Genomic DNA, 15445 nt, shown 5'->3' on the forward strand with positions numbered 1-15445 from the left:
CCCGCCGAGCCGCGGGGCCTCGACGTCCGGATCGTGGCGGGGGGTCCCGCCACCCCGCTGCCGGGGTGGGGGGGGTCGGCCCTGGCCGGGCGCTGTGCACAGCGCACGTCCAGGTCGGTTTTCCGGGAGATCCCGGACACGCTCCCGGGAACCGAGCCGAGGATCGGGCCGGTGATCGGGCCGACGAGGGGCGTCGGCTCAGCGGTCCAGCATGCTCTGGATCTTGCCCTGCTGCTTGCGGAGCTTCCTGATGGTGCGGCTCTGCTGGAACATGCGCACGGAGCCGACCAGTGCCATCACCAGGGCGCCGGCGATCGCCGCGAGCAGCATGGCGACCCCCAGCGGCAGGGAGAAGTCGGCGGTGAAGTAGTGGAAGTTCGCCGCGTGGTTGTTCTGCAGGATGAACACGAGCAGCAGGATCAGCACGATGGCGCCGAGCACGAGGGCGATCCACACGCCTGCCGTGCGCTTGCCGGAGGTCGGGACGTCCGAGACCTGCTCGCGGGGCGCCGTGCCGGTGCGGCCGGGGGTGGCTTCCCTGCCGCCCGGGGCCTTCTGACCGCCCTCGCGCGACGTCTCCGGCGAGGTGGGGGCGTCGAGGCCGCCGCTCGTGCCCGCTGCGGGGCTCTCGGGGGCGCCGCTCGGGCGCGGCTCGCGCGGGGTGGTGGGGGTGGAGTCGTCGGGGGAGGTCATCGCGGGCTCCTCGGGGAAGACGGGGACGAGCGCGGCACGGGGCCGCACGGGACACCATCCACTGTAGCCACCGCGTCCCTCACGACCTCGGAACAGTGGGGCGAGCGCACGGTGTCACGCGCGGTGCCGCACGCGGTGTCAGCCGACGGGCAGGTCCTCGGCGTCCAGGATCGAGTACGCGTAGCCCTGCTCGGCGAGGAAGCGCTGGCGGTGGGCGGCGAACTCCTGGTCCTGGGTGTCGCGCGTGACCACGGTGTAGAAATGCGCCTCGCGCCCGTCGGCCTTGGGACGCAGCAGACGCCCGAGCCGCTGAGCCTCCTCCTGGCGGGAGCCGAAGGCGCCGGAGACCTGGACGGCGACGCTCGCCTCGGGGAGGTCGATGGAGAAGTTCGCGACCTTGGAGACCACGAGTCGGTCGATCCGGCCCTCGCGGAAGGCATCGAAGAGCTCCTGGCGCTTCTTCACGGGGGTCTTCCCGGTGATGAGGTCGCAGTCCAGGCGCTCGGCGATCTCCTCGAGCTGGTCGAGGTACTGGCCGATCACGAGCAGCCCCTCGCCGGCGTGCCGGGAGGCCAGGCGCTCGACGACGTCGAGCTTGCCGGGGTGGGCGGCGGCGAGGCGGTGGCGGTCGTCGGCCTCGGCCCCCGCATGCAACATGCGCTCCTCGCGCGTCATGCTCACGCGCACCTCGGTGCACACGGCCGGGGCGATGTAGCCCTGGGCCTCGATGTCCTTCCAGGGGGCGTCGTAGCGCTTGGGCCCGATGAGGGAGAACACCTCGCCCTCGCGGCCGTCCTCGCGCACCAGCGTCGCCGTGAGGCCCAGGCGCCGACGGGCCTGGAGGTCGGCGGTCATCCGGAACACGGGCGCGGGCAGCAGATGCACCTCGTCGTAGACGATGAGGCCCCAGTCGCGAGCGCTCACGAGCTCGAGGTGCGGATGCACGCCCTTCCGCTTCATCGTGAGCACCTGGTAGGTGGCGATGGTGACGGGACGGATCTCCTTGGAGGCGCCCGAGTACTCGCCGATCTCCTCCTCGGTGAGTGATGTGCGCCGCAGCAGCTCGGCCTTCCACTGGCGGGCGGAGACGGTGGAGGTGACGAGGATCAGGGTGGTGCGGCCCATCTCGGCCATCGCGCCGGCGCCGACGAGGGTCTTGCCGGCGCCGCAGGGGAGCACCGCGACCCCGCTGCCGCCCTCGACGAAGGCGTCGACGGCCTCGCGCTGGTAGGGGCGCAGGGTCCAGCCGTCCTCGACCAGGGAGATCGGATGGGACTCGCCGTCGACGTACCCGGCGAGGTCCTCGGCGGGCCAGCCCAGCCGCAGCAGCGCCTGCTTGAGCGCGCCGCGCTCGGAGGGGTGGACGGCGATCGTGTCCTCGTCGATGCGCGTCCCGAGCATCCCCGCGACCCGCTTCGAGCGGGAGACCTCGGTGAGCACGGCGCGGTCCAGGGCACGCAGCACGAGGCCGTGCGCGGGATCGGCCTGCAGCTGCAGCCGGCCGTAGCGGTCCATGGTGTCCGCGACGTCCACGAGCAGGGCGTGCGGGACGGGGTAGCGGGAATGGTCCACGAGAGCGGCGACGACGGTCTCCGCGTCGTACCCGGCGGCGCGCGCGTTCCACAGACCCAGGTCGGTGATCCGGTAGGTGTGGATGTGCTCGGGCGCGCGCTCGAGCTCCGCGAAGGGCGCGATCGCCGCGCGGGCGAGCGCCGCGGAGGGATGGTCGACCTCCAGCAGGAGGGACTTGTCGCTCTGGACGATGAGGGGGCCGTCGGTCACCCGAGCGAGGGTACGCCGGGTGCGCGGCAGCGGCGTGGGCTCCGTCGGCCGTCTCACGTGCTCGAGCGGCGTGGCCCGAGCAGTCGGCCCCGCCTCTCACAGCAGGGGCCGACGCGTCAGCGCGGGAGTGCGCGCCCCTCGATCCGCTCGAACAGGCCCAGCAGGAACAGCGAGGTGAACGGCGTGATCACGATGTCCAGCACGTTCAGCCAGGTGCCGAGCGAGGACGCGATGAGGACGAGGACGCATGCGATCACGGCGGTGCCGAGCCGCCGGCTCGCGGCGCGGGAGCCGTCGCCGATCGCGACCTCCGTGCCCCGCGCAGTGGCGGCCGGCGCGAACAGGAGCAGGACCATCGCGACCAGCCCCGGGATCACGCACAGCACGAAGCCGACGGCGGTGAGCACGCCGCAGATGATGATCGTGAGGATGACGCGGCCGTCGCCCGCGAAGTAGCGCGTGGGTTCCTGGCGGTCCCCGCGCAGCACGTCGACGCCGAAGCGCAGGGTCCCCGCAGTCCACAGGAGCTGGATCACGAGATATGCGACGGCCAGCAGCAGCTGTGCGGGAGCGAGCGCGATCGGGATCCAGTCGGGGACCACGTCGGCGACGCCCTGGAGCCCGAGCAGTCCCGTGGAGTCGTCGTCGCCTGCGAGGGCGGAGAGGATGTCCAGCGCCAGCGCGATCGCTCCGTAGATCACGGCGGGGAGCACCAGCGAGCGCCAGTTCCGCACGACGCCGGTGCCCATGAACGTCAGCGCCGCGCCGAGGTCGGCGCCGAGGTCGCCGCGCGTCGACGACCCGCCCGGTGTCTGCGGGTGCTGCGGGAACTGCGCGTCCGGACCCTGCCGGGGAGGGGGCTGGGCCGTCATGCCTTCACCGGCTCCGTGAGCGCGCGGCCGCTGACCCGCTCGTAGAGACCGAACTGGAAGAGCACCAGCAACGGCACCAGCAGGACCGAGCCGACGACGATCATGCCGGCGATGCTGGAGGCGGCCATGAGGATCACGTAGGCCAGGATGGTGATGCCCAGGTGTCCGCGCACCAGGGCGAAGCTCTCCTTGATCGCAGCGCCAGGGCTCGCACCACGAGCGGCCGCGGGGATCGCATAGAAGGAGAGCACCGCGAGGATCAGACCGGGGATGTAGAGCAGGATCATGCCGATCGCGACCATGATGCCGACGAGGAGCGCGGTGAGGACCACGCGGCCGGCGCCGACGAACGACGAGCCGAGCGAGGGGCGCTCACCGGAGCGCACGGTCTCGGCGGCGCGCGCCGCACCGGACTGCCACAGGATCGAGACGATGCCTGCGAAGGGAAGAGCGGCCAGGACGATCCCGTACAAGGCGAAGATCGCTCCCGCGGGGACCTCGTCAGAGGCCGGGGAGTCCTGCATCATCCCGAACATCACGGCGATCCCGATGCCGGTCGCGATGCCGACGATGACGAGCACCGCCACGGACCACACGATCGCGGGCACGAGGAACGCGGCGACGTTGCGCGCGAACGCCGACCACATCCAGCTGACCGAGGCGCCGAGATCGGCGCCCAGGTCGGTGCCCGGGGCGGGGCCGGTCGCGCCGGCGGACTGCGACTGCGGGCCTGCCGGGAACTGCTGCCCGGGCTGGTCCTGCCGGCCCTGCTGGCCCGGCTGCGCGGGCTGGTCCTGCCGGCCCTGCTGGCCCGGCTGCGCGGGCTGGTCCTGCTGCCCGGGCTGGCCGTAGGGCGAGGCCTGGCCGTACGACGCGGGGGAGCCCTGCGCCTGCTGCGGTGCGCTCCAGGCGCCCGAGTTCGCGCTGCTTCCGTCGTCGGGGCCGCCGGCGCTCTCGCTGCCGGGGTACGGGGGGATGCTGCTCATGGCGGTGCTTCTCCTCGGTGCTGCGGGGCCGACCAGTGGTCGATCGCCCTCCGCGACGTGGGGTCTGGGGTCGTCGGGTCTCGTGGTGCGGGCACGACGCTACCGGGCGGCCGGGTGCTCGTCGTCCCTCGTTCGTCGGTCGGATGGGCCGACGGAGGTCGGCGTGGGGCGTGCTGCCGATCACGGCAAGCCCTGGCACGGCAGCGCAGCGGACGCGCACCGTCCCTACAATGGGCGCGACGGCAGGCGCAGGTGCCCTCGGGTCATGCCCGGGGACCGTTTCGCGCCGCCCCCGGACGCGCGGTCCTGCCGCACGCCGGCAGCCCGCACTCGATGCAAGGAGCACATCCATGGCCAGCTTCGAACCTTCGCCCGCGAACGTCGCCGACATCGGCGTGACCGGCATGGCGGTGATGGGGTCCAACCTCGCCCGCAACCTCGCGCGCAACGGCTTCAAGGTCGCGATCCACAACCGCTCGGTCGCCAAGACCGAGACCGTGTACGACAACTACAAGGACGAGGGCGAGTTCTTCCCCTCCGAGTCCACCGAGGACTTCGTCAACTCCCTGCAGAAGCCGCGCGTGGCGATCATCATGGTGAAGGCCGGCGGCCCCACCGACGCCGTCATCGACGAGCTCGCCCAGTACATGGAGGAGGGCGACATCATCGTGGACTGCGGCAACGCACTGTTCACCGACACCCGTCGTCGGGAGCACGCGCTGCGCGAGAAGGGCCTGCACTTCGTGGGCGCGGGCGTCTCCGGCGGCGAGGAGGGCGCGCTCAACGGCCCCTCGATCATGCCCGGCGGCACCGTCGAGTCCTACGACCGTCTCGGCCCGATGTTCGAGAAGATCTCCGCGCACGTCGACGGCGTCCCCTGCTGCACGCACGTGGGCGCGGACGGCGCCGGCCACTTCGTGAAGATGGTCCACAACGGCATCGAGTACGCCGACATGCAGGTCATCTCCGAGGCCTACGACCTCATGAAGCGCGCGCTGGGCATGGACGCCGACGCCATCGGCGACGTCTTCGCCGAATGGAACAAGGGCGACCTCGAGTCCTTCCTCATCGAGATCACCGCGATCGTGCTCAAGCACAAGGACTCGCGCACCGGCCAGGCCTTCGTGGACGTCATCCTCGACCAGGCGGCCCAGAAGGGCACCGGCGCCTGGACCGTGCAGACCGCCCTCGACCTGGGCGTCCCGGTCACCGGCATCGCCGAGGCCACCTTCGCGCGCTCCATCTCCGGTGACGCCGCCGAGCGCGAGGCCGCCCGTGCGACCCTCAAGGGCGAGACCCTCGACGAGGAGATCACCGACAAGGCCCAGTTCATCGACGACCTGCAGAAGGCGCTCTACGCCTCCAAGCTCGTCGCCTACTCGCAGGGCTTCGAGGAGATCGCCAAGGGTGCCGAGAACTACGACTGGGACATCCAGCTCGGCGACATGGCGAAGATCTGGCGCGGCGGCTGCATCATCCGCGCCAAGTTCCTCAACCGCATCACCGAGGCGTACGACCGCGAGCCCAGCCTGAAGCTGCTGCTGGCGGACCCGTACTTCACCGAGGAGATCGCCAAGTGCGTGCCCGCGTGGCGCCGCGTGGTCGCCTACGCCGCCGCGAACGGCTTCCCGGCCCCGGTGTTCGCCTCCTCGCTCGCGTACTACGACGCGGTGCGCGCCGAGCGCCTGCCCGCCGCTCTGGTGCAGGCCCAGCGCGACTACTTCGGCGCCCACACCTACAAGCGCGTGGACGACGAGGGCACTTACCACGTCGAGTGGTCGGGCGACCTCACGGAGACCCGCCAGGACGGCTGAGCCCGTCATCGCATGAAGGAGGCCCGGACCGTACGGCCCGGGCCTCCTTCATGCACAGGCCCCTGAGAGCCGGCGCTCATGGGGCGTGACGAGAACCTCAGTACGAGGTGGACGAGCTGTCCAGGATGGCGCCCAGCGCGCCCGTCGCGATGAGGATGATCCAGACGATGATCGCGATGACCCAGATGATCGCGTAGACGATCCAGGTCACCTTGTAGAGCTTGTTCGCGCTCTCGACGTCCGACCCCGCCTTCACGAGGCCGACGATCGCGATGATCGTGGAGACGAGCTGCAGCGGGCTGCACAGCACGGTCGTGACGGCGCAGACGACCAGCTGGACGATCCACTTGGTCTTGCTCACCGGCGCTCCGGGGATGAATCCCTGCCCACCGGGGACGGGAGCGCTGAAGTTGGGGTTCGGGCTGGTCATGGTGTTCCCTTCGTCGGTCCGGCGAGGAGGTGCCGGTCTGTCGTCGTGGCAACGGTGCATCATTCCGCGTGGCCGTAGGGAAGCATAGGCAATCGAATACCGGTTCGACTATGGGGAAAAGTCCCCATGGCTCGGTGCACTACGCTCCGAGGGGCCGCGAGACGCTGTCCAGGAACGACAAGGGCGGGTGCTCGCCGGCGAGGAACGCCAGGTCATGGAGGGGCGATCAGTCCAGCGTCACCCTCTGCACCAGCACCGTGAACTCCTCGTCGTCCGCGCTCGCGCGCGCACGCAGTCGCCCGTCCTCCACACCCAGCGGGACGGCGTCGACGCGCTCGATGCCGCCGCGTCCGTCCACGATCCCCAGGCTCACGCTCCTCCCCGCGGCCGACGCCTCGAGCAGCAGGTCCACCGTGCTCGGCGCGCCCTCCCCGGACTCCGCACGCCGCAGCCGCGCAATGGCCTCCGCCGGTTCGAGAAGTGCCGACGGGCCAGGCGCCGCGGGCGCGCGCACCAGCTGCTCGACGGCCTCGCCGCCGCCCCGCCGTGCAGCCGCCCCGTCGGCCGCTCCCCGAGCGCCCAGGCGCACAGCCGGCGCGCCCGCGTCCCCGTCGGCCAGAGGCGAGAGGCCCGCCGCCGCGGCCAGGCGCAGCAGCATGCGTGGCTCGCACGCTGCGATCGCGACCGTCGGGGCGAGGCGCTGCAGCCCTGCGCCCGCGGCACCCGGCTGGGCGAGCAGCAGGGCGATCGCGTCCTCCTCGCCGGTCACGTAGGCACGGGCGGGGCCGACGTGCACCTGTCCCAGCCGTCGCTGCTCGTCGTGCACGAGGTACTCGAGGGCCTGCGGGATCGGGGTGCGCGAGGCCTCGCGCAGCAGCCCCAGCAGCTCCTCGGCGTCCCGCCCCTCCTGGAGGGCGCTGCGCACGGACGCGGGCGTCGCGCGCAGGGTCAGCGCGCCGCCGCGGGAGACCACCTCGGTCCACGTCTCCAGGGCGGCGAGCCGCGGGCTCGGCCGTCCGGGCACGACGATCGTGAGGTCGGCGCCCAGCAGCACCTCGTCGACCGGTGCCGGGGCCAGGTCGACGAGCGCACTGGTGAGTCGGGCGTCGGCCACGGGCAGGTCCGCCTCCAGCACCTCGACGAGCGCCTCGCCGATCACCGTGAGCGCGCCGCCGTCCAGGACCCCGAGGGCCGCGCCCTCGTGCAGCACGGCCCTCACGTCCCGCGCGAGCGTGCGCGCGGGGACCAGCGGATGCCACCAGGCGAGCGCCGCGTGCAGCCCCTGCTCGGGAAGGTCTCGGGGGTGCGCGGCGAGGATCCGCAGCAGGCGCGCGCGACGCGCGGCGGCCTGGTCGATGCGCGTGGCCTCGGAGAGCAGTGCGCGCGGGGTGCCGGTCGCGTCGGCCTCGCCGGCCGCGACGGCGAGGTGGTCGCCGTGCGCCCAGGCCAGTGCCAGCTCCGCCCAGCGGTGCTCGGGGCCGTGCTGCCACAGCTCGGCCCAGTCGGCCGTGGGCGCCCAGGTCTCGCCATCGTGCCCGAGGAGCCCGGCGAGCCAGCCCGACTGCAGGATCGTCGCGGCGGCGACCTCCTCGATGCCTGCGTCCGCGGCGAGCCGTCGCAGGTCGCGCTGGGGCAGGCCCCCGCGGCGCAGCACTCCGGGGGCGGTCTCGTCGTCCCAGCCGAGCACGCCGTCGAGGACGCGCACGGCGTCCAGGGCGCGCTCGACCGCGCCCGCAGTGCGCGTCCCGGGGATGCGCTCGCGGATCTCGGCCCCGCCGGGGTCCGGAGGGTCCTGCGGGAAGGATTCGAGGAGGCGTCCGCCGCGCAGGGCGAGATGCACGCTGCGGGGGATGCGCAGGGCGGAGCCGTCGGCGACGGCGATGCCCGCCGCGAGCAGCCGGTCCGCCAGGTCCCCGGTGCCGGCCTCGAGGCGCCCGGGGGCCCAGCGCAGGCGGCCCAGCGCCGGCGCGAGGTCGGCGGGGACGCGTTCGAGGAGGGCGCGGGCCTCGTCGGCCGACGGGTCCTCGGCGTGCACGGGCGCGAGCCCTGCGGGGGACCGCAGACCTTCGCGCACGGCCCGCACCAGGTGCAGCTCGTCCTCGCCCCACAGCAGGGCGAGGGTGCGCAGGTGCTCCAGATGCACTGCGAGCGAGGCGATCGGCGCGTCGAGCAGCGCAGCGATCTGCGGCGGGGAGGCGCCGTCGCCCAGCACCGCGAGGGCGTCGACGACGGCGAGCTCGGCGGCCGTGAGGGAGCCGAGGGCCCGACGGGCCGACAGGGAACCGGTGGCCCGCGCCGCGAGGGCGCCGAGACCGTGGGGGAGCGGATGCAGCAGATCCGGGCGGGCGCTCAGCAGACGCTCGAGGCGCTTGTCGTCGAAGCGGCGCAGGGAGTCCGCGAGGGAACGGAGGGAGTCGGCCATGGCACGTCCAGCATAGGCTTGTCACCAGCACGCCCCCATAGCCCAATCGGCAGAGGCAGCCGCCTTAAAAGCGGCTCAGTGCGGGTTCGAGTCCCGCTGGGGGCACCGCGGCGAGGCACCGACGGCGCAGCGCCGGCGGCGCGCGGCCTCGGCCGGCGCCCGCCGCTCACGCCTACGCTGCCCGCGTCGCCCGCCCGAGCGCGGTGACGAGGACCGCGAACACGATGGCGAAGAGGATCTGCACCCCGATGCACGCGGCGACGGCGAGCGCCGGGTAGGTCGGCAGCGCGCCCAGCACGAGGCCGAACACGGGCACGCCGAGGGCGATGCCCACCTGCTGGAGCGTCGAGAACAGCCCGCTCGCGAGGCCCGCGAGGTCATGGCTCACCGCTCCCATGACGCTGCCGATCAGCGGCCCGTACATCGCGGCCTGCGCGACGCCGAGCACCACGAGCACGAGGCACAGCAGCACGAGCGGCGGGTGCCCGTCGCTTCCCACGATGATCGCCGCGGTCGCCGCGAGCATGACGGCCTGGCCGGCGACGCCCGCGAGCATCACGTGCCGGGGCGTCCAGCGGGCGACGAGCGCGGGCAGCAGCGCGCTGGTGACGACGAACCCGGCGGCGAAGACGGTCAGCACGGTCGCCGTGGTGAAGGCGCCCAGGTGCAGGCCGGTCTGCAGCGTGGTGGAGAAGTAGTAGACGAAGCCGCCGTAGCTCGCGAAGAACACGAGCGTCAGGGCGAGTCCGAGCTGCAGGGGACGCACCCGCAGCGCCGAGAGCGGCACCAGGGCGTGGGCGTCCGTGCGGTGACGCTGCCACAGGGCGAAGGCGGCGAGCAGCACGGCCGCGAGCACCAGGAGCGCGACCACGGCCGATGTCGCCAGCAGCGAGCCCGCGCCGAGCGGCAGCACGATCGCCGCGATGGCGGCCCCCAGCAGCAGCGCGCCGAGCGGGTCGAGCCGGCTCACCCGGCTCGAGGACGTCTCGGGGATCGCGCGCGCGGCGAACAGGGCCAGAGCAGCGACGAGGGACACGAAGCCGAAGGCGAGGCGCCATCCGGCGCCCCACGGGTCCGCGGCGACGAGGGCGCCGGCGCCGATCTGGCCGATCGCGGTGCCGCCGCCGATCACGGAGGCGTACGCGCCGGTCCAGCGTGCCCGGGAGCGCCCGACGGTCGTGTGCTGGATCGTCGAGAGGACCTGCGGGAGCGCGAGTCCGCTCGCGACGCCCTGCAGGACTCTGCCCACGAGCAGCACGCCGGCGCCCGGTGCGAGCGCGACCAGCAGGGACGCCGGGACCAGGGCGGTGAGCGCGATCTGCAGCATCCGGCGCCTGCCCCAGGCGTCGCCCAGGCGCCCGCCGAGGACGAGCGAGGAGGCGAAGCCCACGGAGAACAGGGCGACGACGAGCGTGCCGGTCGAGGCGGTCAGGCCCAGGCCGTCCTCGAGAGCGGGGAGGGCGAGGGTCGAGGAGCCGAAGATCAGGTTGCCGGTGATGGCGGCGGCGAGCAGCACGACGCCGCCCGCCCCCAGGGGCGGTCGCGTCGGCTCCGGCGGCTCCGTCGGCTCCGGCGGCGCCGGGGAGTCGGAGCTCAGGGTGATCGGCCCGCCCGGGGCCTCAGTGGCGCCCGGGGCGGCAGGAGGGTCCGTCACAGTGGCGGCGTGCGATGCGGAAGCGGTGCTGCATGACATGGGTCCATCTGACTCGCTCTCTATCCAGGTATCCAGATGCCCCTTATCCTGGTACCCATGGTGCTCGCCTCCCGTCCAGCCTCTGCCCCGTCGACCGCCGCGTCATCCGCGGCATCCGCGTCCTCTCCGTCGCCGGCCTCCGGGGCGTCCGCCTCCGCTTCCGCACGCGCTGAGCTCGCAGGATTCCTGCGGAGCCGTCGCGAGCGCCTCACCCCGGACCGTGTGGGCCTCCCTCCGGGCGGGCGCCGCCGCACGCCGGGACTGCGCCGCGAAGAGGTCGCGATGCTCTCGGGCATCGGTGTGACCTGGTACACCTGGCTCGAGCAGGGGCGCGACATCACCCCCTCCGTCCAGGTCCTCGACGCCCTCGCCCGGGCCCTGCTGCTGGACCCCGACGAGCGCGCGCACCTGCATCTGCTCGCCACCGGCTCCCGGCCGGACGACGCCGGCGACCCCGCCGGATGCAGCATCGTGACCGCCGACCACGTGGAGCTTCTCTCGCGCTTCGAGGGCGTCCCCGCCTGCATCCAGACCGCGAAGTTCGACATCCTGGCCGCGAACGCGACCTACCGGTTCCTCATCACCGACATCGACGAGGGGCCGCTCGAGGATCGCAGCTGCATGGTCCGCGCGTTCCTCGACCCGGTCTGGCGCTCCGCGTACGACGACTGGGAGGCGACCACCGCGCGCATGGTCGCGCGGCTGCGCGCCGCCATGCCCTCCCACCTCGACGACCCGAGCTGGACGGGCCTCGTGGAGCGCATGCGCACGAGCTCCGAGCGCTTCGATGAGCTCTGGCAGCGCCACGACCTCACCCGGGAGGGCGCCCGCGACCAGGTCTTCCACCTCCCGCGCGCAGGGGACGTGACAGTCCGCTTCACGCGGCTCCTCCTCGACGAGGCGGCGAGCGTGCACCTGAACGTCCTGCAGCCGGTGGGCGAGGAGGACGCCCGGCGACTCGCCTCCCTCGCCCCCGACGCCGCTCCCCGCGTCACCATGCGCCCCTCCCTCGCCGAGCGCCTGGGGAAGGAGCTGAGCGGGAGAGAGGGCGGCCGGCTGGGAGAATACGCGGCATGACCTCCCCGCACTCCCCGTCCGCGGCTCACCTCGACGAGCGCCTCGATGCGCGGCTCGACGCCGTCCTCGCGCGCCTGGACACCGCCGCCGAGCGCGTCGGCCGCGATCCCCGCGAGATCCTCGTGCTGCTGGCGACCAAGACCCGCGCCGCCGCCGAGATCGTCGATGCCGTCCGCGCCCTCCACGGCCGCGGTCGCCGCGTCGCGGTGGGTGAGAACCGCGCCCAGGAGATCGCCACCCACGAGGACCCCGCGCTCGCCGCCCTCGAGTCCGAGCTCGCCGTGCCGCGCCACTTCGTCGGCCGCCTGCAGCGCAACAAGGCACGCGACGTCGTCGCCTTCGCCTCCCTGATCCACAGCGTCGACCGCGCCGAGATCATCGACGCCCTCGCCCGCCGCGCCGAGCTCGCGGGTCTCGAGCGCGACGTGCTCGTCCAGGTCAACACTTCGGGGGAGGAGTCCAAGGGTGGCTTCGACCCGGATGCCGACACGATCTCCGAGGCCGTCGGCCGGATCCGTGCCACGGGCGCCCTGCGCCCCGTCGGGCTGATGACGATCGGCGCGCACACGCGCGAGGAGTCCGCGGTGCGCGCCTCCCTCCGCCGACTGCGCACCCTGCGCGAGGAGCTCGCCGACCCCGCCCTCGTCGAGCTCTCGATGGGCATGAGCTCGGACCTCGAGATCGCCGTCGAGGAGGGCGCGACCATCGTGCGCCTCGGCTCCGCCGTGTTCGGACCGCGCGCGGTCTGAAGGGTGCCGCCTGACGGGCGGGCGGTCCGGTCAGGTCACTCCGGGCCGACGAGGGCCGTCGGCAGGCCGTACTCGTGCTCGAGCACCTCGCAGGCCGCGCCCACGGCGATGAGGTCCGTGCCGCGCGTGGAGAGCATGACCTCCACGTGCACCCACGGCTCCTCGCGCAGGCCCTCCTCGAGGGCGCCGCGGATCGCCTCCATCATCGGCTCGTGGTGCGCGTACACGGTGCGTCCGCCGAGCACCACCCGGTCCACGTCCACCAGTCGCACCAGGTCCAGCACGATCGTGGCGAGCACGCGCGCAGCGTCCGCGACGTCGCCCCGCTCGAGGGAGGCCATGAACTCGGCCTGCGCGCAGCCCCGCCTCCCGCACTCGCAGGCCACGCCTCCCATCCGCACCACCGTGTGCCCCACCTCGCCCGAGTGCGAGTGGGCGCCGCGCACGATCGTGCCGTCGAGGCTCAGGCTCGCGCCGAGTCCGTCCTCGACGAGCACCAGGGCGGCGTTGCGCAGCAGTCCGGGCTGGGACCAGGTCTCGCCCACGATCGCCGCGCGCGAGTCGTGGTCCAGCAGCACGGGCATGCCGAGCGCCTCGACGAGCATCCGGCGGATCTCCGCGCCGCGCCACGGATCAGGGGCCGACGTCCCCCGGTAGACGCCGCCGGCGACGTCGACCGGCCCGGGCATGCCGACGCCCGCGCCCAGCAGCAGGCCCTCTCCCAGGCCGGACAGCTCGCGGGCCTGGGCGGCGAGGGTCTCGATGAGCTCGGGGACGGGCTGGCGGTGCCCGATCTCGATCTCGCGATGGGCGACGACCTCGCCGGTGAGGTCGGCGACCACGCCCCGAACGCGGGTGCGGGTGAGGTGCAGCCCGATCGCCCGACGCGACGAGGGCACGATCCGGTAGAGCGTGGTCGGCTTGCCTGGCCCCGAGATGATCGAGCCCGCGCCCGCCATCAGCCCGCGCTCCATGAGGCGGCCCAGGATCTTGGAGATGGCCTGCGGCGTGACGCCGAGCGCCTCGGCGAGATCGGCGCGGGAGACCGGCTCGCCGCGGCGGGCGACCGCGAGCACAGCGGCGTCGTGCGCGCCCGCGACGCGGTCCAGTGGGGTGCTCGGTCTCACGTCCTCATCCTCCCACGCGGGGTGTGATGCGGATCAGGGCACCCGATCCGGCCCGACCCCTTGACGTAACGCAACAGCGTTTGCTTATTCTTGTGCACCGGGTGATGGAGCCCGTCCGCAACCGCCCCATCGACCAGCGGCCACGGCCCTCACCGGCCGCCGCTGCCAGCGATCACCGCTCCATCCGCACGCACTTCGAGGTACTCCCCATGACCACTGTCACCACCGCCCCCGCGGCGTCCGACCAGATCAGCCCGGCTCGCCGCCGGCTCGCCCTGTTCGCCCTGGCGCTGGGCGGCTTCGGCATCGGCGGCTCCGAGTTCGTCTCCATGGGCCTGCTGCCCGGGATCGCCCACGGACTCCTGCCCGACCTCATGGCCTCCGACCCCGAGACCGGCATCGCCCGGGCCGGGATCGCGATCTCCGCCTACGCGCTGGGTGTCGTCGTCGGCGCCCCGATCCTCGCGCTGCTCTCGGTGCGCTGGAGCCGCTCGTCGATGATCGTCGCGCTCGCCGGCGCGCTCGCCCTCGGCACGCTGCTCTCCGCGGCCATGCCCACCTTCGAGCTGACCGTCGCCGCCCGCTTCCTCGCGGGCATCCCGCACGGCGCCTACTTCGGCGTCGCCTCCCTGCTCGCCGCCTCCCTGATGGGCCCCGGCAGCCAGGGCAAGGGCGTCGCGCTCGCCCTCTCCGGCCTGACGGTCGCGAACCTGCTGGGCGTCCCCGTGCTCACCGCCATCGGCCAGGCCGCCGGCTGGCGCGCCGTCTACCTCGTGCTGACCGGCGTCTTCATCGCCACCGTGCTCGCGCTGCGGGCGACCGTCCCGGCGCACGAGAAGCCCGTCGGCCGTCGCATGGTCGACGAGCTCGTCGCCCTGCGCCGGGTGCAGCTGTGGATCGTCATGGGGATCGCCGCCGTCGGCTTCGCCGGTTCCTTCGCCGTGTTCAGCTACGTCTCCGACATCACCACGCAGGTGACCGGCGCTCCCGAGAGCGCCGTCCCGTGGGTGCTCGTGGCCGCCGGCCTCGGCATGACGATCGGCAACGTCGTGGGCGGCGCGGGCGCCGACCGCTCCCTGCAGCGCACGCTCATGGTCGGCTTCCCCGGCTTCATCCTCGCGCTGGTGCTGCTGTTCGCCGTCGCCCACACCAACCTGGTCGCCCTGATGGTCGCGTTCTTCCTGGTGAACCTCGCGAACGCCTCGCTGAACCCGGCCATGCAGACCTGGCTCATCGGCATCGCCCGGCGCTCCGAGGTGCTCGGCGCCTCGCTCAACCACGCCGCCTTCAACGTCGCCAACGCGCTCGGCGCGGGCCTGGGCGGCGCCGTCATCGCCGCAGGCTTCGGCTACCGCTCGACCATGGTCGTCGCGCTCGTGCTCGCGGTCACGGGCTTCGCGATGGTCACCGCGACCCTCGTGGCCCTGCGGGTGCGCGCCCGTCGCCGCCTGGAGATGCTGCGCGGCACCGAGTTCACCACCACCGGCGCCATCGAGGCGATCGACGAGGAGGCCGTGCTCGAGGCCGAGGCCGACGTCGAAGCCTCAGGCGAGACGGAGGACGGAATCCCCGCGCGGTCGCGCGCCGCGCGCCCTGTCGCCGTCGGCTGATCCTCGCGGGTCGATCGCCGGAGGCCGACCGAGGGGTTCCACCCGGCCGACGGTGTCACCGAGCGGTATATAGCGGCGCTCTCTGCCTTATTTGGCCGGTCCTGCCCGGCGGGCACTTCCTGGTGGACGCGGACGACCTGGACCGCCTCGTGGTAGATCCGCGCGACGCCGGCAACGCCGTCGCGAGAGG

General features: G+C 73.3%; 12 protein-coding genes and 1 tRNA gene. 5 read left to right on the forward strand and 8 right to left on the reverse strand.

The window, feature by feature from the left end; translation table 11 throughout:
- Window positions 1-198 precede the first annotated feature (198 nt).
- The 4 genes from ACFQ53_RS12470 to ACFQ53_RS12485 all read right to left on the reverse strand — a co-directional run bounded on the left by ACFQ53_RS12470 (window position 199) and on the right by ACFQ53_RS12485 (window position 4333).
- The gene (locus tag ACFQ53_RS12470) at window positions 199-693 is read right to left on the reverse strand and encodes a lipopolysaccharide assembly LapA domain-containing protein (RefSeq protein ID WP_377860107.1); all 495 of its coding nucleotides are present in this window, start codon (window positions 691-693) and stop codon (window positions 199-201) included.
- Between the two features lie 138 nt (window positions 694-831).
- On the reverse strand, window positions 832-2475 hold the full coding sequence (locus ACFQ53_RS12475; protein WP_377860109.1) for a DNA repair helicase XPB: 1644 nt from the start codon (window positions 2473-2475) through the stop codon (window positions 832-834).
- Window positions 2476-2591: 116 nt separating this feature from the next.
- Entirely contained in the window at window positions 2592-3347 is a 756-nt protein-coding gene (locus ACFQ53_RS12480) for a hypothetical protein (protein ID WP_377860111.1), read from the reverse strand.
- Window positions 3344-4333, reverse strand: coding sequence for a hypothetical protein (locus ACFQ53_RS12485; RefSeq protein WP_377860113.1), 990 nt, complete (start codon window positions 4331-4333; stop codon window positions 3344-3346). Before ACFQ53_RS12485 ends, ACFQ53_RS12480 begins: the two co-directional genes overlap by 4 nt.
- Before the next feature lie 350 nt (window positions 4334-4683).
- On the opposite strand from ACFQ53_RS12485, the gene gndA reads away from it, so the two are divergent.
- Window positions 4684-6147, forward strand: a complete 1464-nt coding sequence (gene gndA / locus ACFQ53_RS12490; protein ID WP_377860115.1) for an NADP-dependent phosphogluconate dehydrogenase — start codon at window positions 4684-4686, stop codon at window positions 6145-6147.
- Between the two features lie 97 nt (window positions 6148-6244).
- On the opposite strand, the gene ACFQ53_RS12495 is transcribed toward gndA, so the two are convergent.
- Both ACFQ53_RS12495 and ACFQ53_RS12500 read right to left on the reverse strand, forming a co-directional pair.
- Window positions 6245-6577, reverse strand: a complete 333-nt coding sequence (locus tag ACFQ53_RS12495; protein WP_377860117.1) for a hypothetical protein — start codon at window positions 6575-6577, stop codon at window positions 6245-6247.
- A 226-nt stretch (window positions 6578-6803) separates the two neighbouring features.
- Window positions 6804-8999: a helicase-associated domain-containing protein gene (locus ACFQ53_RS12500; RefSeq protein WP_377860119.1), complete on the reverse strand. Its 2196-nt coding sequence runs from the start codon at window positions 8997-8999 to the stop codon at window positions 6804-6806.
- Between the two features lie 31 nt (window positions 9000-9030).
- Here ACFQ53_RS12500 and ACFQ53_RS12505 point away from each other — a divergent pair.
- Window positions 9031-9104: transfer RNA gene (locus ACFQ53_RS12505), tRNA-Leu, on the forward strand.
- A gap of 67 nt (window positions 9105-9171) precedes the next feature.
- Here ACFQ53_RS12505 and ACFQ53_RS12510 read toward each other — a convergent pair.
- Window positions 9172-10653, reverse strand: a complete 1482-nt coding sequence (locus ACFQ53_RS12510; RefSeq protein WP_377860121.1) for an MFS transporter — start codon at window positions 10651-10653, stop codon at window positions 9172-9174.
- Window positions 10654-10749: 96 nt separating this feature from the next.
- On the opposite strand from ACFQ53_RS12510, the gene ACFQ53_RS12515 reads away from it, so the two are divergent.
- Both ACFQ53_RS12515 and ACFQ53_RS12520 read left to right on the forward strand, forming a co-directional pair.
- Window positions 10750-11769, forward strand: a complete 1020-nt coding sequence (locus ACFQ53_RS12515) for a helix-turn-helix transcriptional regulator (protein ID WP_377860123.1) — start codon at window positions 10750-10752, stop codon at window positions 11767-11769.
- Entirely contained in the window at window positions 11766-12518 is a 753-nt protein-coding gene (locus tag ACFQ53_RS12520; RefSeq protein WP_377860125.1) for a YggS family pyridoxal phosphate-dependent enzyme, read from the forward strand. The genes ACFQ53_RS12515 and ACFQ53_RS12520 overlap by 4 nt, the downstream gene beginning before the upstream one ends.
- 35 nt (window positions 12519-12553) lie before the next feature.
- Here ACFQ53_RS12520 and ACFQ53_RS12525 read toward each other — a convergent pair whose 3' ends face one another.
- Window positions 12554-13645 carry an ROK family protein gene (locus tag ACFQ53_RS12525; RefSeq protein ID WP_377860127.1) on the reverse strand — a complete coding sequence of 364 codons (1092 nt, stop codon included), beginning with the start codon at window positions 13643-13645 and terminating at the stop codon, window positions 12554-12556.
- Between the two features lie 209 nt (window positions 13646-13854).
- Here ACFQ53_RS12525 and ACFQ53_RS12530 point away from each other — a divergent pair, with 209 nt between their 5' ends.
- Window positions 13855-15255 (forward strand): MFS transporter, encoded by a 1401-nt coding sequence (locus ACFQ53_RS12530; protein ID WP_377860129.1) that lies wholly within the window; start codon window positions 13855-13857, stop codon window positions 15253-15255.
- The last annotated feature ends 190 nt before the right edge of the window (window positions 15256-15445 follow it).

This window comes from Brachybacterium sp. NPDC056505 (assembly GCF_042794925.1).
In the GTDB taxonomy this organism is placed as follows: Bacteria; Actinomycetota; Actinomycetes; order Actinomycetales; family Dermabacteraceae; genus Brachybacterium; species Brachybacterium kimchii.